25 protein-coding genes are annotated in these 24,422 nt (G+C 47.1%); 8 read left to right on the forward strand and 17 right to left on the reverse strand.

The genetic code is table 11. From position 1 onward, the window contains the following. The first annotated feature begins 84 nt into the window (after positions 1 to 84). Complete coding sequence (locus KAI37_RS15040) at positions 85 to 1,002, forward strand: LysR family transcriptional regulator (RefSeq protein ID WP_220029760.1); 918 nt, start codon at positions 85 to 87, stop codon at positions 1,000 to 1,002. Positions 1,003 to 1,358: 356 nt separating this feature from the next. On the opposite strand, the gene KAI37_RS15045 is transcribed toward KAI37_RS15040, so the two are convergent. The 5 genes from KAI37_RS15045 to KAI37_RS15065 all read right to left on the reverse strand — a co-directional run bounded on the left by KAI37_RS15045 (position 1,359) and on the right by KAI37_RS15065 (position 5,230). Next, complete coding sequence (locus KAI37_RS15045; RefSeq protein WP_179085902.1) at positions 1,359 to 1,499, reverse strand: hypothetical protein; 141 nt, start codon at positions 1,497 to 1,499, stop codon at positions 1,359 to 1,361. A gap of 82 nt (positions 1,500 to 1,581) precedes the next feature. Continuing rightward, positions 1,582 to 2,382 (reverse strand): hypothetical protein, encoded by an 801-nt coding sequence (locus KAI37_RS15050; RefSeq protein ID WP_220029761.1) that lies wholly within the window; start codon positions 2,380 to 2,382, stop codon positions 1,582 to 1,584. 71 nt (positions 2,383 to 2,453) lie between these two features. Then, positions 2,454 to 2,873, reverse strand: coding sequence for a hypothetical protein (locus KAI37_RS15055; RefSeq protein WP_220029762.1), 420 nt, complete (start codon positions 2,871 to 2,873; stop codon positions 2,454 to 2,456). A gap of 235 nt (positions 2,874 to 3,108) precedes the next feature. Further along, positions 3,109 to 4,389, reverse strand: a complete 1,281-nt coding sequence (locus tag KAI37_RS15060) for a helix-turn-helix domain-containing protein (protein ID WP_220029763.1) — start codon at positions 4,387 to 4,389, stop codon at positions 3,109 to 3,111. 22 nt (positions 4,390 to 4,411) lie between these two features. Further along, the gene (locus tag KAI37_RS15065; protein WP_220029764.1) at positions 4,412 to 5,230 is read right to left on the reverse strand and encodes a carbon-nitrogen family hydrolase; all 819 of its coding nucleotides are present in this window, start codon (positions 5,228 to 5,230) and stop codon (positions 4,412 to 4,414) included. A 176-nt stretch (positions 5,231 to 5,406) separates the two neighbouring features. Between KAI37_RS15065 and KAI37_RS15070 the strand changes: the two genes are divergently transcribed. From KAI37_RS15070 to KAI37_RS15100, 7 genes are all read left to right on the forward strand, one after another. Then, positions 5,407 to 6,588 (forward strand): pyridoxal phosphate-dependent aminotransferase, encoded by a 1,182-nt coding sequence (locus KAI37_RS15070; RefSeq protein ID WP_220029765.1) that lies wholly within the window; start codon positions 5,407 to 5,409, stop codon positions 6,586 to 6,588. 241 nt (positions 6,589 to 6,829) lie between these two features. Then, positions 6,830 to 8,035, forward strand: coding sequence for a glutamate 5-kinase (proB, locus tag KAI37_RS15075; protein ID WP_220029766.1), 1,206 nt, complete (start codon positions 6,830 to 6,832; stop codon positions 8,033 to 8,035). A gap of 12 nt (positions 8,036 to 8,047) precedes the next feature. Beyond that, positions 8,048 to 9,340, forward strand: coding sequence for a glutamate-5-semialdehyde dehydrogenase (locus tag KAI37_RS15080; RefSeq protein WP_076293063.1), 1,293 nt, complete (start codon positions 8,048 to 8,050; stop codon positions 9,338 to 9,340). 39 nt (positions 9,341 to 9,379) lie between these two features. After that, positions 9,380 to 10,246, forward strand: coding sequence for a pyrroline-5-carboxylate reductase (gene proC, locus KAI37_RS15085; RefSeq protein ID WP_220029767.1), 867 nt, complete (start codon positions 9,380 to 9,382; stop codon positions 10,244 to 10,246). Next, on the forward strand, positions 10,243 to 11,454 hold the full coding sequence (locus KAI37_RS15090; protein ID WP_220029768.1) for a 2,3-diketo-5-methylthiopentyl-1-phosphate enolase: 1,212 nt from the start codon (positions 10,243 to 10,245) through the stop codon (positions 11,452 to 11,454). Before proC ends, KAI37_RS15090 begins: the two co-directional genes overlap by 4 nt. Continuing rightward, on the forward strand, positions 11,451 to 12,128 hold the full coding sequence (locus KAI37_RS15095; protein WP_220029769.1) for a 2-hydroxy-3-keto-5-methylthiopentenyl-1-phosphate phosphatase: 678 nt from the start codon (positions 11,451 to 11,453) through the stop codon (positions 12,126 to 12,128). The genes KAI37_RS15090 and KAI37_RS15095 overlap by 4 nt, the downstream gene beginning before the upstream one ends. Next, positions 12,129 to 12,785 carry a methylthioribulose 1-phosphate dehydratase gene (locus tag KAI37_RS15100; protein ID WP_220029770.1) on the forward strand — a complete coding sequence of 219 codons (657 nt, stop codon included), beginning with the start codon at positions 12,129 to 12,131 and terminating at the stop codon, positions 12,783 to 12,785. It begins immediately after the preceding gene. 203 nt (positions 12,786 to 12,988) lie between these two features. Here the strand turns inward: KAI37_RS15100 and KAI37_RS15105 are convergent, their stop codons facing one another. From KAI37_RS15105 to KAI37_RS15160, 12 genes are all read right to left on the reverse strand, one after another. Next, a complete protein-coding gene (locus KAI37_RS15105; protein ID WP_220029771.1) occupies positions 12,989 to 13,600 on the reverse strand; it encodes a flavin reductase family protein in 612 nt (203 codons plus the stop codon). 164 nt (positions 13,601 to 13,764) lie between these two features. Beyond that, the gene (locus KAI37_RS15110; protein WP_220029772.1) at positions 13,765 to 14,547 is read right to left on the reverse strand and encodes a hypothetical protein; all 783 of its coding nucleotides are present in this window, start codon (positions 14,545 to 14,547) and stop codon (positions 13,765 to 13,767) included. Positions 14,548 to 14,551: 4 nt separating this feature from the next. Then, complete coding sequence (locus KAI37_RS15115; RefSeq protein ID WP_220029773.1) at positions 14,552 to 15,814, reverse strand: multi-tm2 domain protein; 1,263 nt, start codon at positions 15,812 to 15,814, stop codon at positions 14,552 to 14,554. Between the two features lie 95 nt (positions 15,815 to 15,909). Then, positions 15,910 to 16,380 (reverse strand): hypothetical protein, encoded by a 471-nt coding sequence (locus KAI37_RS15120; protein WP_025723109.1) that lies wholly within the window; start codon positions 16,378 to 16,380, stop codon positions 15,910 to 15,912. Then, positions 16,377 to 17,009: an RNA polymerase sigma factor gene (locus KAI37_RS15125; protein WP_258382988.1), complete on the reverse strand. Its 633-nt coding sequence runs from the start codon at positions 17,007 to 17,009 to the stop codon at positions 16,377 to 16,379. Before KAI37_RS15125 ends, KAI37_RS15120 begins: the two co-directional genes overlap by 4 nt. A gap of 178 nt (positions 17,010 to 17,187) precedes the next feature. Beyond that, positions 17,188 to 17,916, reverse strand: a complete 729-nt coding sequence (locus KAI37_RS15130) for a DnaD domain-containing protein (protein ID WP_025723107.1) — start codon at positions 17,914 to 17,916, stop codon at positions 17,188 to 17,190. A 3-nt stretch (positions 17,917 to 17,919) separates the two neighbouring features. Next, complete coding sequence (gene asnS, locus KAI37_RS15135) at positions 17,920 to 19,215, reverse strand: asparagine--tRNA ligase (RefSeq protein ID WP_220029774.1); 1,296 nt, start codon at positions 19,213 to 19,215, stop codon at positions 17,920 to 17,922. A 132-nt stretch (positions 19,216 to 19,347) separates the two neighbouring features. Further along, the gene (locus KAI37_RS15140; protein ID WP_076293056.1) at positions 19,348 to 20,544 is read right to left on the reverse strand and encodes an acetate/propionate family kinase; all 1,197 of its coding nucleotides are present in this window, start codon (positions 20,542 to 20,544) and stop codon (positions 19,348 to 19,350) included. Beyond that, positions 20,541 to 21,413, reverse strand: a complete 873-nt coding sequence (locus tag KAI37_RS15145; protein ID WP_071641355.1) for a 3-hydroxyacyl-CoA dehydrogenase family protein — start codon at positions 21,411 to 21,413, stop codon at positions 20,541 to 20,543. Before KAI37_RS15145 ends, KAI37_RS15140 begins: the two co-directional genes overlap by 4 nt. A gap of 136 nt (positions 21,414 to 21,549) precedes the next feature. Beyond that, a complete protein-coding gene (locus KAI37_RS15150) occupies positions 21,550 to 23,052 on the reverse strand; it encodes an AAA family ATPase (protein ID WP_025723104.1) in 1,503 nt (500 codons plus the stop codon). Further along, on the reverse strand, positions 23,045 to 23,578 hold the full coding sequence (locus tag KAI37_RS15155) for a hypothetical protein (RefSeq protein WP_071641356.1): 534 nt from the start codon (positions 23,576 to 23,578) through the stop codon (positions 23,045 to 23,047). Before KAI37_RS15155 ends, KAI37_RS15150 begins: the two co-directional genes overlap by 8 nt. 295 nt (positions 23,579 to 23,873) lie before the next feature. After that, a complete protein-coding gene (locus KAI37_RS15160; RefSeq protein WP_071641357.1) occupies positions 23,874 to 24,398 on the reverse strand; it encodes a cell wall elongation regulator TseB-like domain-containing protein in 525 nt (174 codons plus the stop codon). Positions 24,399 to 24,422 lie beyond the last annotated feature (24 nt).

The following is a 24,422-nucleotide window of genomic DNA, read 5'->3' on the forward strand; positions in this document are numbered from 1 at the left end:
TTGTATAATCAGTCTATGAAGTAATAGGTAAAGCTTATAAGCCGACAACCATAATAAAAGCGTATAAAAGGGGTTTAAAACTCGATGGAATTCAGACAACTTCATTACACCCTGCAAATTGCAGCGGAAAAAAACTTCTCACGCGCAGCAGAAAAACTGCATATTGCTCAGCCCTCTTTGAGCCAACAATTGTCCAAACTGGAAAAAGAACTTGGGGTACTTTTATTTCAACGTAACACCAGCACGGTGGAATTAACACATGCAGGAGCAAATTTTGTGGAAAAGGCAAAAAAAATAGTCGATGCAGTCGAGCAGCTCCGGCAGGAAATGGACGACATTTCTCAACTGCGAAAAGGGAAGGTTGTGGTTGGCAGTATGCCCATCACAGGTTCCCATTTGCTGCCGCATGTGCTGCCTGTATTCAAGAAAGCTCATCCGGACATTGAAATCGTGTTGGTCGAGGATTCATCCATGAATTTGGAGAAAAAAACTGCCAGTGGGGATACAGATCTCAGCCTGCTATCTCTTCCATTAGTAGAACCTACACTTTCCTATGTGCCGATCGGTGAAGAGTGGATTGATCTTGCCGTTCCTCCGGGTCACCCCCTAGCCCTGCGTAAAAGCGGAGACCATCCGCAGCCTGTGCATATGAAAGAACTGAAAGATGAGCCTTTTGTCGTTCTGAAAAAAGGGCAAGGCTTTCGCAAGCTGACGATGGACTTGTGTCATCAAGCTGGCTTTGAACCCAATGTGGTGTTTGAGAGCACTAATATGGAGACGCTCCAATCGCTCGTAGCGACAGGTATGGGGGTGACACTCGTCCCCCGTTTTATCGCCCGGGCCGCCAGCAGCGAGTTTGTTCCAGCATTATTGCCACTCGCCGAACCTACCCCTAGCCGTACCCTGGCCATTGCCTACCGAAACGGACGTTATTTGTCTAAAGCTGCCGAAGCCTTTATTGATACCTTCCGAGAAACGGTCGAGCAACTTTCTCAAAAGTAGCTTCGAATGTGAAAAGGACCGTCTTCCTCCCCAGCCAAAGCCAGAGAAGAAGACGGTCCCGGGGCTTCGCCCCTATACTTTCAATACTTCATTTACTTTACGGGTTCGATTACACTGTTGCGATGTTGCTTCCATCTGTCCTTAACGAACCACATTTCATGTTCATTTGAATTTCATGTTCATTTGAATTTCATGTCAGCCTCGCCTGATTACTTTACGCTTGCTCGGAAACTCCACTTTATCCATCCCGCATCACTTCTTTCCTTAAGGTCTCTAGCCTTGGTCTCCCAAGAATGTCCTACCTCAGTTCCAATGTGCTGTGTGATCCCAAAGTGCCTGTCCTCGCCTTTTTGTGATCAGGGTCTCCCTAAATTTGGTGGACTTTTATCCTGATCATAGCCCATTTCATAATTGTTTCCGACAACCTGTCTATTTAAGCCTCTCGGCCGTGACAGGCCATCCCTATTCGCCAGTTCGGATCTACTTTGGTTATCCATCGTTATCAACCTCCTGGTGTCGGGATACTATTATAATACACCTATGGGCTGTAACTGAAACAGGTATCGAAAAATTTTTTTATTATCGAGAAGAACCAAATGCTTGCTGTACCTCGGCTTCACTCACTTGTGTTTTAAAGACCAATTTCGAAGGATCTTGAGGTGAATAAATGACCTCTATAATACTTCCCTGCTGCAGCTTGGATAGTTGGGAAGAAAAAACATCCTTTTGCGTGGTTACATTAAATGTATCGCCGTTGTTTTTCGTAACACTCAGCGTAAATTGAAGCTTAATTTTATTAGGTCCTGCTTCCCCCATGGGTGTGACATCCAGCACCTTCGCATATGCCTGCTCACCGGTTTTGGCAATTTCCATCAGCTCAGGCGATACTCCCTGCTTGACCATTTGCTCATTCATTAACGCTTGCAAATCCGTCTGCGACACCTGCCCTTTCAGGTCAAGTCCTACTTTCAATTTATCTATCTCCGATACGACCAACGGAATGATCGAGCCTGGCTGAAATTGAGCCATGGAAGTCAAAGGAATAATCGTCGTCAAAGCAGTATCATATTTGTCTTCTCCATGTTTGGTTACAGTCAATCCGAGCTTTACCTGCGGCTGATTGTTTACATAAGTCCCTGTTTGCTGAACACTTGTAATAATCCCTACCCCAGGAACACCCTTCTTGACCTTACCGCCTCCAAAAAACACACCTAAAATGCCAGGTAGAAAAATAAGCGCAAAGCCTATATAAATTAACGGCCTATACCACGGGGCATCCATAATCACAAATGGATCATCCCATAAATAGTTTGCCAAAAATGGTGAGAAGCCTACACCAAACACCAAAAGTACCCCGATCATACTTAAAAATCCTTTCATCCTCCAAAACCCCTTTTTCAATCATCTGTTCAAATTATATGTCAGCCAGAAAGGTGAAACGACCTACTCATTTATGCTGTCACCAGACCCATATAAATCAGCTCCGATGAATTTACCGGATTGCTCCCCAGACCCACCGTATCTCCAGGCCGCGGAATTTGCAGCTTGGATACGAGCGTTTCCAACGTTTTTGGATATCTATTACCGTTTACTTCCGTCACATCTAGCACTAGCACCACGATCGGATCAAAATTCACGAGCTTCCCGGTATCTGTTACCGAAATAACAACCGCAGTCGCTGCCATCGCCAAACCACAGTTAGCCGCCGTTTGAGCTTGTCTTGCCGAGTTTAGGCTTTGGTTAATCTGTTCCCGATGCTCTTTGGGTACTAAACCTTTCATAAATAATCCGGACAAACCTTTATTCATCAGTTGATCTGCATGTTCTATCGCATCCTGCTGTTTTTTCTTCTTACCGAAAAAGTTCATCATGTGGTTGCACCTCGTATTTTGTATTGTCGTACCTTATGAATTCAGTATAGAAGACGGTATCTGACATCACAATACGTTTTGGCGCATACAAAAAAACCGGAAAAACAGGAGCTTTAACCTGTATTTTGTCGGTTTATTTTTGAACTTTGGCACGGTTTGCACAAAATTTCGCGCACTTCGAAGTATTCATTCGCACGATCATCCGATAGTTTTGTGAAAAACCAGTGAATTCAGGCTATTTTTTACGCAAAAGATAGACCAATTTGCGATAATACGCCGATGATTCTTTATAACGACGACTGTCCTCGGACACAACTGCCAGCGTTTCATATAACTGTTCAAGCCGCGCTGGGTGCTGGATAGCTTCAAAATAAGGCAAGCATTGCAAGGCATGCATCCAAAAGGTGTCCTGATTCCCTTGGGCAAGCGCCAGTTGGCTCTCATAAAAATCAAGCCCCATTTGCTGATCTGTTGTCAGATTTGTTTTACGCAGTTGATCCAAATGCTGTGAGAGAAGCCCCCAATTTTTTCGCGAAAAGGCAATCTCACAGCGATAAATTAGCGTAACGGGCAGCATCATCTGCTGCATTTCCTCCCGCTCCCGGCTCACCAGCGCTTCAAAACGCGCTACTTCCTCCAAAGCCTTATCCAGCTCGCCAATCGATGTCAGCATTATAATCCGGTTGTTCAAGATGGTCGTGAGCATATCTGCCGCATTTTCCAAATACACCAAATTGGCCTCAGCCATAGACAACGTTAACAGTGCTTCCTGTACAGAACCCATAGCAAAACAATATCCGCTGTAAGCCACATACAGGCCCGTCAATCGGTGAAAAAGCCGATCATCATATACCCTGCGCATCGTCTGCTCGAATACCTGCTTCGCCTGATCAAATTGCTTAACCTGAATACAGGCCTCCATCATAATGTTTTGCGCATTCAGCCAGTTTTCCGTCCCCTCTTCCACCAGACGGCTTAGCTGCGTAACGTTATTCAGCACATCATAATAATGATTTTTCGAGCGGAAATACTGGATTTTATAAAATAAAATTGCTTTTTTTAGCGGTGCGGGCAGCTCTACCTCATCCGAACGACCAAACTTCTCCAAATAAAAATTCAAATAGGTTTGATGTAAATATTCATAGGCCGTCGGGTCATTTAATTGCTGGTAATAAACGGCCTTCATCAAATAAGTCGTCATTTCCACCACAAGCGAATCGTTGCGATCCTCCAGTAGATCCACATAGCTTTCCGTGGCAGGATTTGCCAGCTTGGACAACTCTGTGAAAATCTTATCCGCTGTAGCCAGCGTCTCCTCATCCTCTGCCGCTACACGCAAAAGGTAGGATGGGTTTACACCTAAACGCCCAGCAATTTGCTCGGCCAAATCCTCTGCCAACGGGTAACGGTCAGCCAGTATATTTGCAAAATGTGCGGGTGTCACTAGCCCGTCTACCAGCTCTTTACGGGACAGATTTTTCTTTTTACACAAAAATTCAATGCGTTCCTTAAGCATGGAGTCTTCCTTTCTACACTGATTATCGGTCATACAGTGAGGGACGCCGATCTTCAAACACCGGAATACGACCACGTACGTCCTGCACTAAGGCAGACTCAATCGTTCCTGTGATGATCTCCTCCTGCTCTCCGCCCTCCGCAATGATTTCTCCCCATGGATCAATAATAAGCGAATGCCCGAAGAAATCAGTATCTCCGCTGCGACCTACCCGGTTACAAGCAATGACATACATTTGATTTTCTATTGCACGTGCGGTTAGCAAGGTGCGCCAGTGATGAAGTCGGGGATGAGGCCATTCTGCGGGTACGATCAGCAAATTTGCGCCCGACAGGGCCAAACTACGGGCTAGTTCAGGAAAACGAATATCATAGCAGATCGACGCACCTGCCCGAATCCCGCCATCCAGTGCGAATAAAATCTTTTCTTCGCCAGGCTGCAAATATTTTTCTTCATCCATAAGTCGGAATAGATGAATCTTGGAATACGAAGCAACCTCTCTGCCTGTTCGGTCAAAAACGAGCATCGTATTATACACATGACCGTCGCTTTTTTTCTCTGCGATCGACCCAGCTACTACGTTCACTTCATGGGTGGCAGCGAATGCTGCTATCCATGCCCGAGTCTCCGTCCCTTCCTTGTCCGCCAGCTCATGAATGCGATCTAAGGCATAGCCTGTGTTCCACATTTCCGGCAGGACAATCAGATCCGGCTTCAGTTCGACTTTCATCGCTTGTTCCATTAAAGCTCGGATATGACTGCGGTTTTCCGAGGGATTTCCTATCTCTATGTGAGCTTGTATGAGTGCAACACTGAACGGCTGAGCTTCCTGATACGTCAAAATCCTTCATCCTCCTTGTGAGCCAGAGCTTCCCGTGGCCCATTGTCCGGTATTTTCTCCCATCATAGCCCGATCAGTCTGGATTACGCAACCACGCAAGCTTAATTCCCCCTATACAACTCGGTAAAATCGTGATAGATTATTTCTTAAACTATTCCAAAAGGTCGTGTGAATTGATGACTCATTTTTCTATTCCCTCCGCTGACGTCATGAAACAGTTACCCACTCAATTTTTTGCCACACTTGTACAAAATGTAAACCGTGAAATCGCGGCGGGGCATGATGTCATTAATCTCGGACAGGGGAACCCCGACACTCCCACTCCTTCTCATATTGTAAAAGCTTTGCAGGAATCAGCGGATAATCCGCTGTATCATAAATATTCGCCATTTCGCGGTTACAGCTTTCTCAAGGAAGCCGTTGCCCAGCGCTATCAGGAGGATTACGGTGTGACGCTCAACCCTGAAACCGAGGTCGCCATCCTGTTTGGCGGAAAAACGGGTTTGGTTCAGCTGCCGCAAGTCTTACTCAATCCCGGCGATATGTGTCTCGTCCCTGATCCCGGCTACCCGGACTACTGGTCTGGTGTAGCCTTGGCTAAAGCGGAAATGTCTTTTCTCCCATTAAAAGAAGAGAACCGTTTTCTGCCCGATTATGAAGCCATTTCCGAGGAAGACCGCCGCCGCGCCAAGTTAATGTTCCTTAACTATCCGAATAATCCAACCTCGGCAACGGCTCCACTTTCCTTTTACGAGGATACGGTTGAATTCGCGCAACGTAACGGTATTGTAGTTGCCAGTGATTTCGCCTATGGCGCTATTGGATTTGATGGCGAACGTCCGGTAAGCTTCCTACAGGCTGAGGGTGCTAAAGACGTGGGGATTGAGTTCTATACCTTGTCCAAAACGTACAATATGGCAGGCTGGCGTGTTGGTTTCGCGCTCGGTAATGCCGAAATCATCTCGATGATTAATCTGCTGCAGGATCATATTTATGTAAGCTTGTTTGGCGGCATTCAGGCAGCGGCGGCGACAGCCTTGACGGCCTCGCAGAACTGCGTAGGCGAGCTGGTAGCCCGCTATGAATCACGCCGTAACGCTTTTTATGATGCACTTGGGCAAATAGGCTGGAAGGCGACGCGCCCAAGCGGCTCCTTTTTCAGTTGGTTGCCTGTGCCGCAGGGCTATACTTCCACTTCTTTTGCTGATCTGTTGTTGCGGGAAGCCAAGGTGGCTGTCGCTCCAGGGATCGGCTTCGGGAGTGGCGGCGAAGGATATGTGCGAGCGGGACTGCTGAGCTCAGAAGCTCGACTGACCGAGGCGGCTGATCGAATTGGCAAGCTAAACCTGTTTGGTTAAGCCGTATTTTCCAGCTACAACTTCTTTGCCAAACCTGGTCTTTTCGTGGTATTCTGTATCCAATATCATTTAGCGCGTTGAAGGGACTATTAAGAGAGACTCGGTCCTGTTCAGAGAGTAAATTCCGATAGGCTGCAAGAATTTACCTGGACTCTCTCCCAACTCCTATCCCCGAGCGCCCTGCGCAATCAGGCGGTCCCTGCCGTTAACAGGTTTCAAGTGGGATGATCATGAATCATCAATGAAGGTGGTACCGCGGAAGCACAAACTTTCGTCCTTTGCATACAAAGGATGGAAGTTTTTTTGCATTAAAAAGAGTAAAATTAAGGAAGTGGACGTCTTGTCAACACGAATCGTCATTAAAATCGGAAGCAGCTCTCTAACTGGAGTGGAAGGTGGCTTGAATCGGGAAGCCATCGCTTATTTTGCCCGGGAAATCAGCTTGCTTCGTGCAAAAGGTCATGAAGTGCTGCTGGTTACATCAGGCGCAGTAGCCGCCGGATTCAGAGAGATTGGGTACCCGTTTCGCCCTAAGCTACTGCATGAAAAGCAGGCGGCAGCGGCTGTGGGTCAAGCTCTTCTCATGCAGGCCTATGAGCAGGCTTTTAAAGATTTTGGCCTAGTGATCGCGCAGGTTCTACTGACCCGTAGTGACTTTTTGAGCCGCAAACGGATGAATAATGCCGGAATGACCGTAGAAGAATTGCTGCGCCAGCAGGTTATCCCGATCTTTAACGAAAATGATACTGTATCGATTGACGAATTGAAATTCGGCGATAACGATATGCTGTCCGCGCTGGTTGCCAATCTGGTCAAAGCGCAGCATCTAATTATCATTACGGACACCGATGGCGTATACACGGCAGATCCGCGCAAGCATCCGAATGCCGTACGTTTTGAACGTATCGAAGAAATTACAGAGGAGATTTATGCATTAGCTGGAGGTTCTGGATCATCTGTAGGTACTGGCGGCATGCGATCCAAGATCGAAGCTGCCAAAGTCGCTACACGCGGCGGTGTGCCTGTATATGTGGGACGTGTAAGCGCGAATGGCGATCTAGAAGCAGCCGTCGAAGGACACGGACCGGGAACTTATTTTGACACTCACCTCTCTTCACTTCCGATGAAAAAACAATGGCTTGGATTTATGTCCACCCCTCTGGGCGCGGTGCATGTAGACGAAGGGGCCGAGGAAGCGTTGGTTCACGGAGGACACAGTCTACTTCCGGTTGGCGTACGACGTGTCGAAGGCAGCTTTCATGCCGGAGATGTCGTTGAGGTGCTCGGACCGGAAAATAAAGTGTTAGGACGCGGCATCGTCAATTATGACGATGAACAGCTCCGAATTGTACAAGGATTACCCAGCGGCGAGGTTGTGGGCAAAATTGGTCCCATTCACCGGCTTGAGGTGATCCACAGGGATGAATGGATTACATTATGTATGTAGGGAGGCCGTAATATGAGTGATTTAACGACTAACACAGCTGCAACCGAGGAGAATAAGTTTAGCGAAGTACGAACCAAAGCCAATCTTGCCAAAAAAAGTGCCGGGGTCATGAACCGCCTAACTACAGCACAGAAAAACGAAGCATTGCTTGCTATGGCTGAAGCTCTAGTAAATCATACTGAAGAGCTGATTGCAGCAAACCATAATGACCTGAAACGTGGACGGGAACAGGGAACATCCGAGTCGCTGCTCGACCGCCTCAAGCTGACCGAGGATCGAATCGGGGCTATTGCCGAAGGACTACGCCAAATTGTGGCACTGCCTGACCCGGTCGGCGACACGCTTGAGCAAATTGAACGCCCAAACGGTCTACGAATTGAGAAGATACGTGTACCGCTGGGTGTCATCGGCATCATATATGAAGCGCGTCCAAATGTAACCGTAGATGCGGCGGGCCTGTGCTTGAAAACAGGCAATCCGGTTGTGCTGCGCGGTGGTTCGGCAGCCCTCTTCTCCAACCGCAAGATTATCGAAGTACTCCAGCAGGCGCTAGACGCAACAGCCGTGCCACGCGAGGCACTTCAACTTATTGAAGATTCAGACCGTGCCTCGGTCAACGAAATGCTCACCTTGAACGGCTTGCTGGATGTAATTATTCCACGCGGCGGGCGTTCACTCATTCAAAACGTTGTTCAGAACGCTACCGTACCTGTCATCGAAACCGGGGCTGGTGTATGCCATACCTTTTTGGACGCTACAGCGGATGCAGCAATGGCCGAAGCGATTACACTCAATGCCAAGGTGCAAAGACCGTCCGTGTGCAACTCGATGGAAACATTGCTCGTACACTCGGATTTTGCACAAGTACACTTAACAGGATTGGCAGAACGCTTTCGGGATGCGGGGGTTGAGCTGCGCGGCTGCGCACGCACACGAGAATTGGCTCCTTGGGCTGTTTCTGCCACTGAAGAGGATTATGGCACCGAGTATAATGATTACATTATGAACGTCAAGGTCGTAAACAATTTGGACGAAGTACTGGAGCATATTGCCCGTTACGGCACGATGCATTCAGAGTGCATTGTCACCGAGGACAAAGCCCATGTCGAGCGTTTTCTGCAAGAAGTGGACGCGGCAGCCGTGTATCACAATGCATCCACTCGCTTCACGGATGGTTTCGAGTTTGGGTTTGGTGCCGAGATCGGAATCAGCACACAAAAATTACATGCCCGCGGCCCAATGGGATTGCCTGCCTTGACTTCAACCAAATATCGCGTGTACGGTACTGGACAAATCAGGGAATAATAACATAAATCAATCTGTATCCTTGGAGGTTATGAATCTATGTGTGAATCACAATCAAAGGTTTTAATTAATGAGCAAATTACATTTTTCGGGGCAGGATCAATGGCAGAGGCTATTATTCGCGGAATGACGGCTCGTTCTGTCGTCAAACGTAGTGGTATTACCGTCATCAACCGCAGTAATCAGGCTCGCCTTGAAGAACTTCAAAAGCAATATGGAGTCTTGTTCCAAACCGAGGATGCCGCCAAAACCGAGCTTCTGCGTCGTTCTCCGGTCCTTGTGCTTGCCATGAAGCCCAAGGATGCTGCACAAGCACTTGGACAGCTCGGCCCACTGCTGTCTGATGAGCAGCTGATCATTTCGGTAATCGCCGGATTGTCCATTCGTACGATGCAAACGTTGCTGGGTCGCAAGCAGCCGATCGCACGGACGATGCCCAATACATCCAGCTCAATTGGGCTGGGAGCCACAGGCATTAGCTTTTCCAAGGAGATCAGCGAAAACCAGCGTAAAAACGTGCTTACGATGTTCGAATCTGTAGGTACGGTAACGGTTATAGAAGAAGAGAAAATGGATGTTTTGACCGGGATATCTGGAAGCGGCCCTGCCTATGTCTACTACCTGATGGAAGCCATGATTGCCGGGGGAATCCGTGGTGGCTTGACCCCTGAGCAAGCGCACGAACTAACGGTGCAAACCGCGCTTGGAGCGGCACGCATGGTGCAGCAAACCGGAGAGGAGCCTTCTGCCCTTCGCCACAAAATCATGTCTCCTAATGGCTCTACGGTAGCTGCATTGGAAATGCTGGACAAAGGTGACTTCTACGAAACGGTGATTGCGGCGGTGCAGCGGTGCGCTGAACGATCCCGCGAGATGGGAGCTGTACTCAAGGAGGGAATTGAATGAGCTATTGCTTGGCGACCTACCGGGTATACGATGACAAAGCCGATTTTAACCAAAAGGCCCAATCTATTGCCATCGGCATGACGGTGGGCAGCTGGACTGAGCTCCCGCAAGCCAAACGGGACGCGATGCAAAAGCATCTTGGCTCTGTTCATTCTGTGGATATTCACGATGGAGGTCCTGGTGAACGGTACGCCGACCTGACCATCGCTTACCCGGATGTCAACTTCAGCCGGGATATTCCCGCACTGCTGGTCACGGTCTTCGGCAAAATTTCGATGGACGGTCGAATTAAGCTAACGAAGCTCGGTTTCTCGGAAGCATTCCGCTCTGCTTTCCCGGGACCGAAATTCGGTATCAGCGGCTTGCGCGAGCAGCTTGGCGTGCATGATCGCCCTCTACTCATGAGCATTTTCAAATCTGTGATTGGACTCAATTTGGACGAACTTCGTGAACAGTTTACACGGCAGGCTCTCGGTGGCGTTGATTTGATCAAGGACGACGAGATCTTGTTTGAAAATGTGCTGACGCCGATTGAAAAACGTGTTGAAGCCTGCATCAAAGCCGCCGAAGCGGCTGAGCGTGAAACCGGTAAAAAGCTGCTGTATGCCGCTAATTTAACGGGGCCAACCTCGCAGCTTAAGGCGCAAGCTCTCAAGGCCATTGATGCGGGTGCCAACGCGTTACTGTTTAACGTGTTGGCCTACGGTTACGATGTGCTGCATGAACTTAGCAGCGATCCTACCGTCTCGGTGCCGATTGCAGCCCATCCTTCGTTGGCGGGAGCTGCTTATCCATCGCCGTATTATGGTATTTCGGCGTCCGTCCTACTCGGTCAGCTTATGCGGCTGGCTGGCGCTGACCTCGTCCTCTTCCCTTCTCCCTACGGCTCAGTGACAATGCCGCGTGAGGAAAACATGGCGATCCGCGATGAGCTGATCACCCCTGATCTACCGCTGAAGGCCAGTATGCCGGTCCCTTCCGCAGGGATTCACCCGGGCCTCGTGCCGTTAATTGTACGTGACTTTGGTACTGACGTGGTTGTCAACGCCGGGGGCGGAATTCACGGTCATCCGCTGGGTACAGAAGCTGGTGGGCGCGCCTTTGTGCAGGCGATTGAAGCGGTACAGCAAAATGTCCCGCTGGCAGAATACGCCCGCACTCACCCCGAGCTGCAATCTGCGCTCGACACATGGGGAGGCGAACGATGAGCATAGCAAAGAAGCCCGTCATTTTTTGCGATTTTGACGGGACAATTACGAACAGCGACAATATTGTCGCCATTATGAAGCATTTTCAGCCTGCAGGCTGTGAGCCCATCATGCATCAGATCGTAAATGGGCATACATCTATTCGTGAAGGCGTAGGTGCGATGTTTGCCCTCATGTCTTCGGAGCAAAAGGACGAAATTATCTCATATGTACTTGGACAAGCTGGTATACGCGAGGGCTTTGCACGCTTTTTGGACTATGTACGAGAGCAGAAGATCCAATTTTTCGTCACCAGTGGCGGCATTGATTTTTTTATTGATCCATTGTTAAAACCCTTCGATATTCCACACGACCACATCTATTGCAACGGAGCGGATTTTTCCGGGGATCGCATCCAGATTACGTGGCCGCATCCTTGTGAGGAACCGTGTACAAATGATTGTGGCATGTGTAAAACGACTGTGATTCGTCAATACCCTTCCGAACAATACGAACGGATTTTGATCGGCGACAGCCTGACCGATTTTGAAGGAGCTAAAATTGCCGATCTTGTGTACTCCCGTTCGCATCTGACTTTAAAGTGTCAAGAGCTTGGCGTACCACATGTACCCTTTGAAACATTTGATGACATTGTCGAGGATTTAAAGCAAAAACAGGAGCAAGGGGTGCTGTAAATGAGTTTTAACTTGGCAGACATTTCATTGGAAGAAAAACGCCACGCACTTGAAGAACTCGCTGATGTCAAAGAACTATTCGCATCTCGCAACTGGTTCCCAGGCACGAGCGGCAATTTGTCGATCCGAATCGGTGACTTTCATCCCGAACAATTTTATTTTGCAGTCACCGCCAGCGGCAAGGATAAAACCAAGCGTACTCCGGAAGATTTTCTGTTCGTAGACCAGTACGGAAAAGCGGCAGAAGCGACAAACCTCAAGCCAAGCGCAGAGACGCTTATACATTGCGAAATTTACCGCCTGACAGGCTGCGGAGCCGTTTTTCATGTGCATACCGTGTTTAACAATCTGATTTCCGAATATTACGGTGAGCAAGGTGCTGTACCTATCCAAGGTATTGAGCTGATCAAGGCTTTTAACATTTGGGAAGAAAATGCTGCGATTGATATTCCTGTGCTGCCTAATTACGCAGATATTGCTTCGATTGCCAAGCTGGTGCCCGGTGTGCTGAATGATCAGGTGCCTGGAATTTTATTGCGTAACCACGGCATTTATGCGTGGGGCAGTGATATATTTGAGGCCAAAAAGCATTTGGAGGCGTTTGAATTTTTGTTTGAAACGACCTATCGCTCCCTGCTGCTGAAAACTTTGAAGTAAATAAACTCATAAATATCAAAGATGCGTATCCTTATTTGTAAAAGTGGTCATTGAATATCGAGAACGGAGCCTAAGCGATAGCACAGGAACGTTCTCTTTTTTTATAATAAGGGTATTTCTATTCTACTAGCGACATAAAAGGAAATATGATGAATAAGAATCCTTCTGATATAATTTTGGATATGCTGTAAAAAAAACGCCCCCTATTGGGGACGCTCCAGCGTGAATTGCTCTCCTAGCTTCGCATAGTTGTTCCCAGCCAAGCGACTTACTGGACGCAACTCCTTAGCAATCACATACGTATTTTGATACGCTTCCTCGGACAAATGATACTGCACTACGCGTCCGATTAACAGATCACAGGCAGGTGTGTCCTCCTTGCCTCCCAACGGTATTACCTGTTCCAGAATACATTCCATACGTATTTTCGCTTCTGCCACACCGGGAACTTCGATTTTTGTACTTTTGACCGGGGTAAGGCCTGCCAGTGTAACCTCACTCTCCTGCGGCAACAGACGGGAAGCCGTCACATTCACCGCTCCCACATTGTCCTCGTCTGTGATATGTACGACAAAAGCCTTATGCTCCATCGCATTACGTGCTGTATCTTTGGGTACTCCATCAACACGTTGTACGGATACAGACAGCAGTGGCGGTTCAGAAGCTACGATGGAAAAATAACTGAATGGCGCACCATTCAGCACCCCTTCACTGCTCAAAGTCGTTACAAAGGCTACCGGCCTTGGGATGATACTTCCGGTCAACAGCTTATAATTTTCACGCCCTGTAAGCGTGTCAGGATTCAACGAAATCATTTTTCTCCCTCATTTCCGATCACAATCGCTATTCGACTGCACATCATCAAGTTTCGCCTGATAAGCAAATACACCATTAGCTAGCGACATGGATGACATCTCAGGCTTCCCTTTCAGTATCGCGTGAATGATACGAAATGTAAAGTTGGAGCCGGAAGATCTCCCTATTTTTCAATTATATTTCCTCGGCTATCGCGCACAGTAACCGTAATTCCCTCAGGTACAGCAATCGTAACATCAAGCTGCTGCTGAGTCTGCATAAAACGTGTCGGAATTTGACCCAGTAATACATACAAGGTATCGCCGATTTGCTTGGTCTGATATAAATCTTGCCCCTTTATTTCGTCCTCTTTGCCTGTGTATACATAACTCCCGAACACATGCACCTCCGGTGAGGTGGTTGCATCAATTTTGACCGCATAAGGATCTTCTCCCTGTACAATCACCTTGGTCACTCCGGCAGGCAGTTTTTCATGCCAGTCTGGGAGAACCCTTGTTTCCTGAACCGAACTCATTATTTCTCTGACTTGCGGAGTGATCCCCAATGAACTGACCAAAGCAAATCCGATACAGCAAAAAACCAATACCGCCGTAATAAACATACTGAATAAATCATAACGAATGCGCTCACGCGTCCCTTTCCAAGCTGTATACATTAAAATTTCCAATCCCAGCAAAACAAAAACGACAGGCCACCAGGTCAAAGCCTGGTCCAGTATGCCCGCTCCCCAAAACTTGGAGGCAAACGTTATGCCCCCCAGCAGGACGAGGAAAAGTCCCATTGACAGCCTTCCGACTTTCCACACCCCTGCCGGAGCGTTTGACGCTTTAGAGGAACTATTTTTGTTAGATGATGTACCAAATATACCTGTGGAGCCTCCTCCATCGCTATGAGGATGATGGGCTCCCTTAAAGGGAGCCTCACTCTTTGAAAACTCAGTATCCATTCTATTACTTCTCCTTTACTCGTTTAGATTTGGAATTCCCGATCATCATCCAAATACCACCGCCAATCAACAATAAGGATACGATAATCGTCCGTAGATACATGTCAACCAGATTATAAATCTCTCCATTCGGAAACAGACGATCCAGAGTAGGAACTAGTACGTTGATTAAGATGTAATAGGCGCCCAGCAATAGCAGCCCCAAGCCTACCCAGCGGTGATATTGTGCAAACATACCGATCACAGGCTTGTCGATCAGCGGCTCCCGTCCATAGCGGCTTACTTGCTGCAACGCATCAAAAAAGCTGTAAAACCAAACCACCGGAATCAGGAACAAAAAGAGTGAAAGATGTAGCACGTCCAGTACATAGATGCCTCCTAAAAACAGGAGCATGAGCTGAAGTCCACGCTTTTGCAAACCGATATACATATGTCCAGCACCGGGAAATACCGATAAAATGGTAGCCAGCATTTTACTCCGCCGTCCCTCGACTCTTCCATGCTCCAGTTCCTCAAACAAAGTCCGGTCCTGAAGCATTTCTCCCGCTTGTTTGCGATGTACATGCTGCACCGCATCAAACATGCAATACAGCCAAATGATTGGCAGCACGCCGGCAAACGCCAAAAATCCGGATTCGTTTGTAATGCTGGTAATAAAAACGAGGATCGCTCCAAAGCCAAAGAAAGATAGCAGAAAAGACAAACCACGCTGCATCAGCCCCAAATGAAGGTGTCCCAATCCAGGAATGAACGACAGCAAAATCGTAAAAAAGCGTTCATTCTCCGATCCTTTTTGAAAAGCAGGTGCTCCTGCCATACCATAGTGTCCTTGTTGATAATGGTTATAGCCCGGGCCATATCCCATTCCTGCTCCCGGTGCATCCGTATCCGCGTCTGTTGCCCCCTCCGGTACCTCTCCCGTTGAACCTGCATGTCCATAAGGCCCACTTTGCGAGTAATAACCATATGGATTGGGTCCTGCATGTGGGGGATATGGAACAGCAGCTGCACGAGGATCATAACGCAACAAGCTAATAATGATATGCAGCATACTCAGCCCCCAAAAAAGAGCGGCAACAAACATACTGGCCAATAAAGGTAATTCGTCTCTTGATACTACTGAAAAAAATAATCCTCCCGCCAGACATCCGAAAAACAAAATGGTGTATACAAACGCATTGGCTTTTCTGGTCCAGTAGTAGTGACCCACACCGGGAATGATGTTCAATAGAAATGCCAAGAGCTTGCTTCTTTCCGCATAAGGCATTGCTACACTTCCTTTCTATATTATGGGATTTTGATAAAGTCCCCATTTGAAGGTTGTTGTTTTGAGTTTTTTCGTCTCACCCTTTATCCGATGATTTAGGGCTTTAATTTATCGAGCCAAGTTGTTGTAGCTCGCATGACCTCTTCACTGTAAGAAACGCGTTCTTTTGGAGGAATCGGCTTTCCATCTGTTTGCGGCATCATTTTGTCAAAGGCTCCACTGGACAACAAGATCAACGTTAGGCTTGCGGCGACAACGTAGTGAAACACAGGTTTTTCAAACCAGCGGCGTTTTTTGAACACAACTTGATTCGGTTCAGCTTCTATCTCGGGAAGAACGGCCATTACCTGATCTGTGAAGCGCTCCGTATCCATCCAGGCAGAATAATCTTTCATAGTTGACTCCATTTGCTCCAGTGCAACAAGATATAACATCAGCGCCTGTTCATCTTCCAGCAGGAGCTTTTCCAGCCGGGCAGATTCCTCTATCGTGCAAGTTCCTGCAATGTAAGCATGCCAGTCATTCGATTTCCCTTCAATCCACGGTTTATCCTGTTGGTCAGTCATTGCCATTCCTCCTCCTTCCAGTGGTTTCGAATCCATAGCCGCGCCCGATAGAGTCTCGACTCTACTGTTTTTAAAGCTACCTGCGTCTCTTCTGCAATTTGGTCGTAGGTTTTGCCCTGCATATAATAGGCTTGAATAATATCCCGATGTTGCTGGGGCAACTGGGCGATTTTTTGCGATAGTTCTTCAATTTGCTCCTCGCGAATGAGACGAGCCAGCACATCCTCATCCCGGGAAGGGAGCTGTACAAGGGATTGTGCGACGTCTATAAGCTCTGCGGGTCGTCTGTCCTGTTTGCGCTTAATATCCAGCGCTTTGTGGAGCGCAATTCGGCTCAGCCACGTTTTAAATCCTTCGTTCCGGTACTGGGGGAGAGACTTGTACACCTGAACGAATGCCTCCTGCGCGGCATCTTCTGCTTCCTTACTGTCATGCAGTACCGAATAGGCGACATGAAATACATGCTTGCTGTACAGCTCTACGATCTCACGGAACGCCTGCCGGTCACCGGACCGTATTCGTTCAATGATTCTCTCTATATCAATGACGCTCTCCCCCTTCCCAATACTATAGACGCCAGGAAATTTCCTTCCCCTGCATATTTCGAAAAAAATATTTAAAAAGGACACACCCTCCTGACGGAATGGTGTGTCCTCTATCATTAAAGCCTATTACACGCTTTCATTTCGGCTTAATTCACGCGCACAGGCGATATTCCAGATTGTCCTCATTGCACATTAGCCAATTTGCAGTGACAGCCTCGATACATAAGTCTACTGCCTAGCCTAAAAGGCTTAGACCGATATATCAATTGCGTCCGCCACCACGGAATCGCTGGGCGTATTCTTTGGCATCCTGTGCATTACGAACACGGTTTCGGCTCCACTCCAGCAAAATGCGGTCTATATACCGGAAATGTACCTTCCCTGCAAATACTGCTTCCTTCAAAGCCAGCAAAATCAGCTCCTCGGGATACCGATCCTGATCCACCCAGCTGGTGATCGTCTCGTATTCCATCGGTGATAATGGTCGCCCGAATTCTTTCTCAAAAATCGTAAACAAATTTCGTTCTTCTGTAAGCGGGGATTCTGATATTCCATTCAGTAAATCCGGCTTTCCGGCAAACAAAATATCATCTTCATCTTGCTGCTCGTTACGCTCGGCGATCATACATTCTGCCAACTTACGATACAGCCCCGCCAAATTGTAACGTTCGAATTGTACGGATGAACTGCGGTCTTCTACGGAATCGATTCTCAAAAATCCTTCTTTCATGAGCTTACTGAAATAGAGTGCGATTTCGTTCGCAGTACATCCGATACGGGTCTGCAATTGTTCCCATGTCGGAAATTCATTACGTTCCGCTTGTTTAAAGGCAAGCAACTGCATCAGTAGCAGCATTTCACCATCTGTCAGCCGAAGTGTCCGATAATGCTTGAGCAGGGCATAGGGAATCTGGACCATTCCGGCTTCCATAGCAAAGGCTACTCCCTCCGCCCATTCTGCCGCTGATGTCTTGTCGAATGATCCGGTCATCGGTTACGGATACAAACGATACAGCATACGTGGGAACGGAATTGTTTCACGTACATGATCGAGTCCACAAATCCATGCTACTGTGCGCTCCAGGCCCAGTCCAAAGCCGGAATGCGGAACGGTACCATAGGTACGCAGATCCATATACCATTGGTAGGCTTCACGAGCCAAGTTATGCTCGTTAAAACGTTCTTCCATCAATGCTGGATCATCAATCCGTTGGGAACCCCCGATAATTTCGCCATAGCCTTCAGGAGCGATCATATCGGCACACAGAACAACCTCTGGACGGGTCGGGTCAGGTTTCATATAGAATGCCTTAATGTGAGTTGGCCAATGTGTAATGAACACAGGCTTGTTATATCTTCCGGCAATCGCCGTTTCATGAGGAGCACCAAAGTCTTCGCCCCATGGGATATCGAAACCTTCACCTTGAAGGAAGGCAATCGCCTCATCATACGTAATACGTGGGAATTCGCCTTGAATTTGCTCCAGCTTCGAAACATCGCGACCGATTGTTTCAAGCTCCTTCGCACAGTTTTTCAGAACAGATTGCACGATATGGCTTACAAACTGCTCCTGAACGCGCAAGGATTCTTCATGATCCACAAAAGCCATCTCAGGCTCGATCATCCAGAACTCAATCAGGTGACGACGTGTTTTGGACTTTTCCGCACGGAAAGTTGGACCAAAGGAATACACTTTGCCCAGCGCCATTGCCGCGGCTTCCATATATAACTGTCCGCTTTGTGTCAAATACGCATCTTCATCAAAATATTTAATGTGGAACAATTCTGTTGTGCCTTCTGCAGAGGAAGGAGTCAAAATAGGTGGGTCCACCTTCGTAAAGCCGTTACCGTTAAAGAATTCCTGTACAGCACGGATAATTTCCGCCCGTACGATCAGAACAGCACGTTGCTTGGCGGAACGCAGCCACAAGTGACGATGATCCATCAGGAAATCTACACCATGCTCTTTGGGTGTAATCGGGTAGTTTTCGGTTAAATGAATAATTTCAATGCCTGTAACCGTTAATTCAAACCCCGATTGGCTACGCGGTTCTTCACGCACCACTCCAGTAACGTAAAGGGAGCTCTCTTGAGTCAAGGATTTGGCGTCATTCCAAATATCCTCGGACACTTCGCTTTTCACGATAACCCCTTGAATATACCCGCTACCATCGCGCAGTTGCAGGAACTGAATTTTACCACTAGATCGTTTATTGTTTACCCAAGCGCCGATTGTAACCGTTTCCCCTACATGGCGGCCCACTTGGGCAATCGTACTTTTATTCGTCATGACCGTCTCTCTCCTCTTAACCGAAAATCAAACAGCCCTTCCCCCTGGGTCAGGCTGTTTGCTCTCGCTGTTTGGTGCATGCGGAACTCAAACAATAGTCCGCATGCATAAAGTTTACACTTTCGAACCGATCTATTGAACCAGACGGAACGTGTCGCGGGCAATAACCAGTTCTTCGTTCGTTGGAATGATCAGTACTTCTACCTTTGAATTTGCAGTTGTAATCCGGCGAGGCTCGCCAGAACGAATAGCATTCAACGATTCATCCAGCTCGATACCGAGGAATGTCAATTGCTCCAACACTCTCTTACGCAGAACGATGGAGTTCTCGCCTACACCTGCTGTAAATGCAATTACGTCTACCCCGTTCATTGCGGCAGCATACGATCCAATGTATTTGCGCAGACGGTATTCATACATTTCGAATGCCAATGTAGAATTAGCTTCGCCTTTTTCCATACCTTCTGTGATTTCACGCATGTCACTGCTGATACCGGAGATAGCTAAAAGTCCACTATGCTTGTTCAACATGGAATTGACTTCATTGACAGTCAATTCTTCTTTGTTCATGACATAAGGTACGATTGCTGGGTCCAAATCACCACTACGAGTACCCATCATAAGACCTTCCAGTGGAGTCATACCCATGGAAGTATCAACAGACAAACCGCCTTGAACTGCTGTTACACTACCACCATTACCGATATGACAAGTGATAATCTTCAGGTCTTCCAAAGGACGACCAAGGAATTTGGCGGCTTCCTTACTTACAAAATCATGGGAAGTGCCGTGGGCACCGTAACGACGAACCTTATACTTATTGTACAACACTCTTGGAATGGCGTACATATAAGCTTTTTCAGGCATGGTTTGATGGAACGAAGTATCAAATACCACAACCTGCGGTACATCTGGCATATTCAATTCAGCCGCTTTAATCCCCATCATGGAAGCAGGGTTATGCAGTGGCGCCAGGTCAAACAAGCGACGGATTTCACTCTTCGCTTCAGGCGTTACAACTGCTGACTGTTTGAAGATTTCGCCTCCATGAACCACACGGTGGCCCACAGCCTGAATTTCGCTAGTACTGGAGATTACACCATGTTCAGCATCTGTGAGTGAATTCAGCACTTTACGGATGGCTGTAGTATGCTCCAAAATTTCGCTAACTTCAGTGTATTCTTCTTTATTGGTTGGCTTATGCGTCAGGATGGAGGAATCCATACCGATGCGCTCCACCAAACCTTTTGCCAGAACGGACTCGTCCGTCATATCATACAATTGGTATTTCAGGGAAGAACTCCCTGCATTGATTACGAGAATTTTCATATCCGGTCACCATCCTTGTCGTACTTAAAGAAGCCTTCGCCCGATTTCACGCCCAGATTACCTGCACGCACCATTTTTTTCAGTACGATGGACGGACGATATTTCAATTCGCCGAATTCACGGAACATACGCTCCAGAGCAGCCAAAACGGAATCCAGACCAAAGCGGTCAGCCATTTCCAAAGGACCGCTTTGGAAATTATAGCCGATTCGCATAGCGTCATCGATATCTTCAGCAGAAGCCACGCCTTCTTGAAGTACATGGGCCGCTTCGTTAATCAGCAGACAGATAATCCGGCTTGTTACGAATCCAGGAGATTCATAAATCATGACTCCTTTTTTCTCCACTATTTCTTCCACGAACAATTTAGTGTGTTCAAATGTATCGTCCGAAGTTTTCAAACCACGAATAATTTCGACGAGATCAATACGGGATACTGGATAAATAAAGTGCATACCAATAACACGCTCAGGATACTTGGTCGAGCTAGCAAGCTCGGTCAGGCTCAGCGTGGATGTATTACTTGCAAGAATAATATTGCTTGGACACACATGGTCTAGCTCTTGGAACACTGCTTTCTTCTCGTCCAGATTCTCTGTAATAGTCTCAATGACCATATCACAGCTGCCGAGCTCCGCCAAATGGATTACTTTTTGAATACGGGATAAGATCAATTTTTTCTCAGCTTGAGTAATTGCCCACTTTTCCAGTTGTTTGTCCAGACTCGTTTCAATCATATTGTAGGCGTAGTCTAGTTTCTCTGGTGTCTGCTCTACCAGCAGCACATCGATTCCTTTGGACGCGAGCATTTCAGAAATCCCCTGTCCCATGGTGCCGCCGCCGATGACGCCGATTTTTTTAAATTGCATGATTCTTTACTCCACCCTTTCCTGGTCACTCTCATATATTGTATCCTTCTTTGTCGAAAAATACATGTTTATGTCCCAATAGATAATAATATCTTAGCACGGACTAAAAGTAAAAAAAAATAACCAGCATAAAAAATTATGCTGGTAATAAAGCATTTTCACTAAATTGACATCTAAATTGGTCTCCAGACAGAGTTTCTTCCTTCATCAGGATGTCAAGTGAGTTGTCGAACACAGGACGATGCTTTTCCAGCAGCTCCAAAGTTCGGGTATGCAGGTCAGCCATAATCTCACCATTTTCCCGCATGAGTTCTTCTTTGGTTACCATTTCCATGTTAATAATGCCAAGTGAAGTCAAACCAGAAGTCATCATCGTGTGGACAATGTTCAGCGCCTGCTCAAAATCATTACTTGAGCCGGTACTGCGACCGCCATAGTACATTTCTTCCGCCGTAGCCCCTGCGAGCGAGATCATAATTTGCTCCTCCAGGAACTGCTTGGTGTATAAATAATGCTCTTGCTGTGGATTGTGGCGCACATAGCCAAGCGCTTTCCCACGAGGGCTAAGTGCTACCTGGCTTACGCTACCGGGACGAACAATTTCGGCCATAATAGCATGTCCTAGTTCATGAATCGCTACACGTTTTTTCTCTTCCAAGGTCGATTCTCGGTCTGTCTTTTCACCCATCATCACTTTGTCAATTGCCATCGACAGATGCTTCTGCGCAATCATTTTCTGATCCTGTCTCATCGCATAGATTGCCGCTTCATTCATCACGCTCTCCAGCTGTGCACCAGAAAACCCGTAAGATTCCTCAGCAATTTTGTCCAGATTCGCATCTTCCTGAATCGGTTTGTTTTTGGCATGAATTTTTAGAATATGAAGACGGCCCTTCTTGTCAGGCAGATCCACTTGAATATGACGGTCAAAACGCCCTGGACGCGTTAAGGCGCTATCCAGCATTTCTTTACGGTTTGTTGCCGCAATGATCAAAATCCGCGGTGTATCTGCCGAATAAATACCATCCATTTCTGTCAGTAACTGATTCAAAGTCTGATCATATTCTCGTTGCTGTCCACCCTCACGTTTACCACCAATTACATCGATTTCGTCAATAAAAATAATTGCATTTTCCTTCTTTTCCTTGGCTGCACGAGTACGCGCCTCCCGAAACAACTCACGGACGCGACCCGCTCCAACACCAACGTACATTTCAACAAATTCACTACCTGAGGCTGCAACAAATACAGAATTAGTGTAGTGTGCCGCTGCCTTCGCCATCAGCGTTTTTCCGGTTCCCGGAGGACCTGTGAGCAAAACGCCTTTTAATGGACGGATACCAAATTTGGAAATTTCATCATGTCGATTCAAAAAATCCAGGGCCTCGCGCAGTTCCTGCTTGGCGCTTTCTTGCCCACCGATTTCCTCAAAAGTCAGCTTGTCCGGACCATTTTTTTTACGTTTACGCTCTTGCCCAGCACCTACGGCCAAACCGCCACGCGCATGCATAAGCATTAACAAGCCGCTAAGCATCACGCCAGCAACCAGAAGAGGGATAATATTTACCCCAATAAAAACGAGAAATATAATGGTTACCGGCACAATGCCGATTAATATTTCCTTGATCCATCTAGGCATTAGGCCATACCCCCATTTGCTGAGATTGACGTGGCAAAACGATAAACTTGGTCGCTTTACCTTCGCTGAGTCGGATATAGACATTGTTCGAATCCATGTCGGTATCAGCTTTGATACCCGTCTTTTTCTTTTTCATCTGCTCAACTGTAGATGAAATTTGAGTATACTTTTTATTTTCCATCGCTTCAGCCACAGGGAACATAGCCTCAGACCACCATTGATTCAGTGCTGAATTGGAACGATCTGTGATATCCAACTTAATAGTGCGGCTACCAATGATGGATTGTCCTTTTTGCTTAACCACATCGACCAATTTGGCCACATCTGCCTGCGGTTTGAGATCTAGTTTCAATACAACCTGATCCTGTTTAATATCTATTTGAGCGCTTGTCACGCCTGGATATTGAGATACCAGTTTTTCCAGAGGACTTTGCATTGTAACCTGACGGTAAATGAACCATCCCCCAAATAGCAGCAAAGCTGCCAATACTGCCGCCACAACGATAGGAACTGCACGCAATTTCAAACAACATCCTCCTCTCAAAATGTAACACCCAGAAGAAACGGGACGAATGTCAACAAACAACCAAATTGCATGATCTTATAGTATCAGCAATTCTTTTTTCTATCATTTTTGTCTATCACTTATAAAATATAGTATATCATAACGTATATCTAATATCGAAGGCAATGTGTGGAGGAGTTGCGGCATAGCAAAACTAAAAGACGTAAATACGATTTTTTTCGCATTTACGTCTTTTTCTTGAACTTTCAATTATTTACTAGTCATTCATTCCACATCTGCCAATCCTTACACCAGCTCAGTTATTGGGCAAAGTATACTTTACACCCGTCGCTCCCCCATCTGAAAAACGGTAAAAGGTATAGTAATGATGGCTTCCATCATCGTAAAACAGCTGCCACACATATTCGCCATTGAACACACTCGGCCGGAGGCTTACAATTTTTACACCTGGAAGCTGCTGCTGAATTAGCGCCATCATTTTTTGCTCATCGACTCCGTTCTTCAGCAGCTCGGTATGAACACCGCTATTATCTGCGGCAGGTACGTTAGGTTGTCCCTCCACTTTTTGAAAAGGAACCCACACCATTATATTTTCATTCTGTGCATTTTTCCCTTGAACTACCCAATATACCTGATCCCACACAGACTTCCATGTTTGAGTCGTGCTAACCAGACCACCTGATTGCTTGGCCTTAATGATAGCGGCATTTTTCTCAGCCACCTGGTCTTGAGTAACATAGGAATAATACCAGAAAATGCTGACCAGGATCAGTATCACGGCCAAAATGGCGACCGCTATCCATTTTTTCTTATTTTTCAAACCTGTGCTTCCTCTCTAAGGGGA

This window comes from Paenibacillus sp. S25 (assembly GCF_019454085.1).
Taxonomy (GTDB): domain Bacteria; phylum Bacillota; class Bacilli; order Paenibacillales; family Paenibacillaceae; genus Paenibacillus; species Paenibacillus polymyxa_B.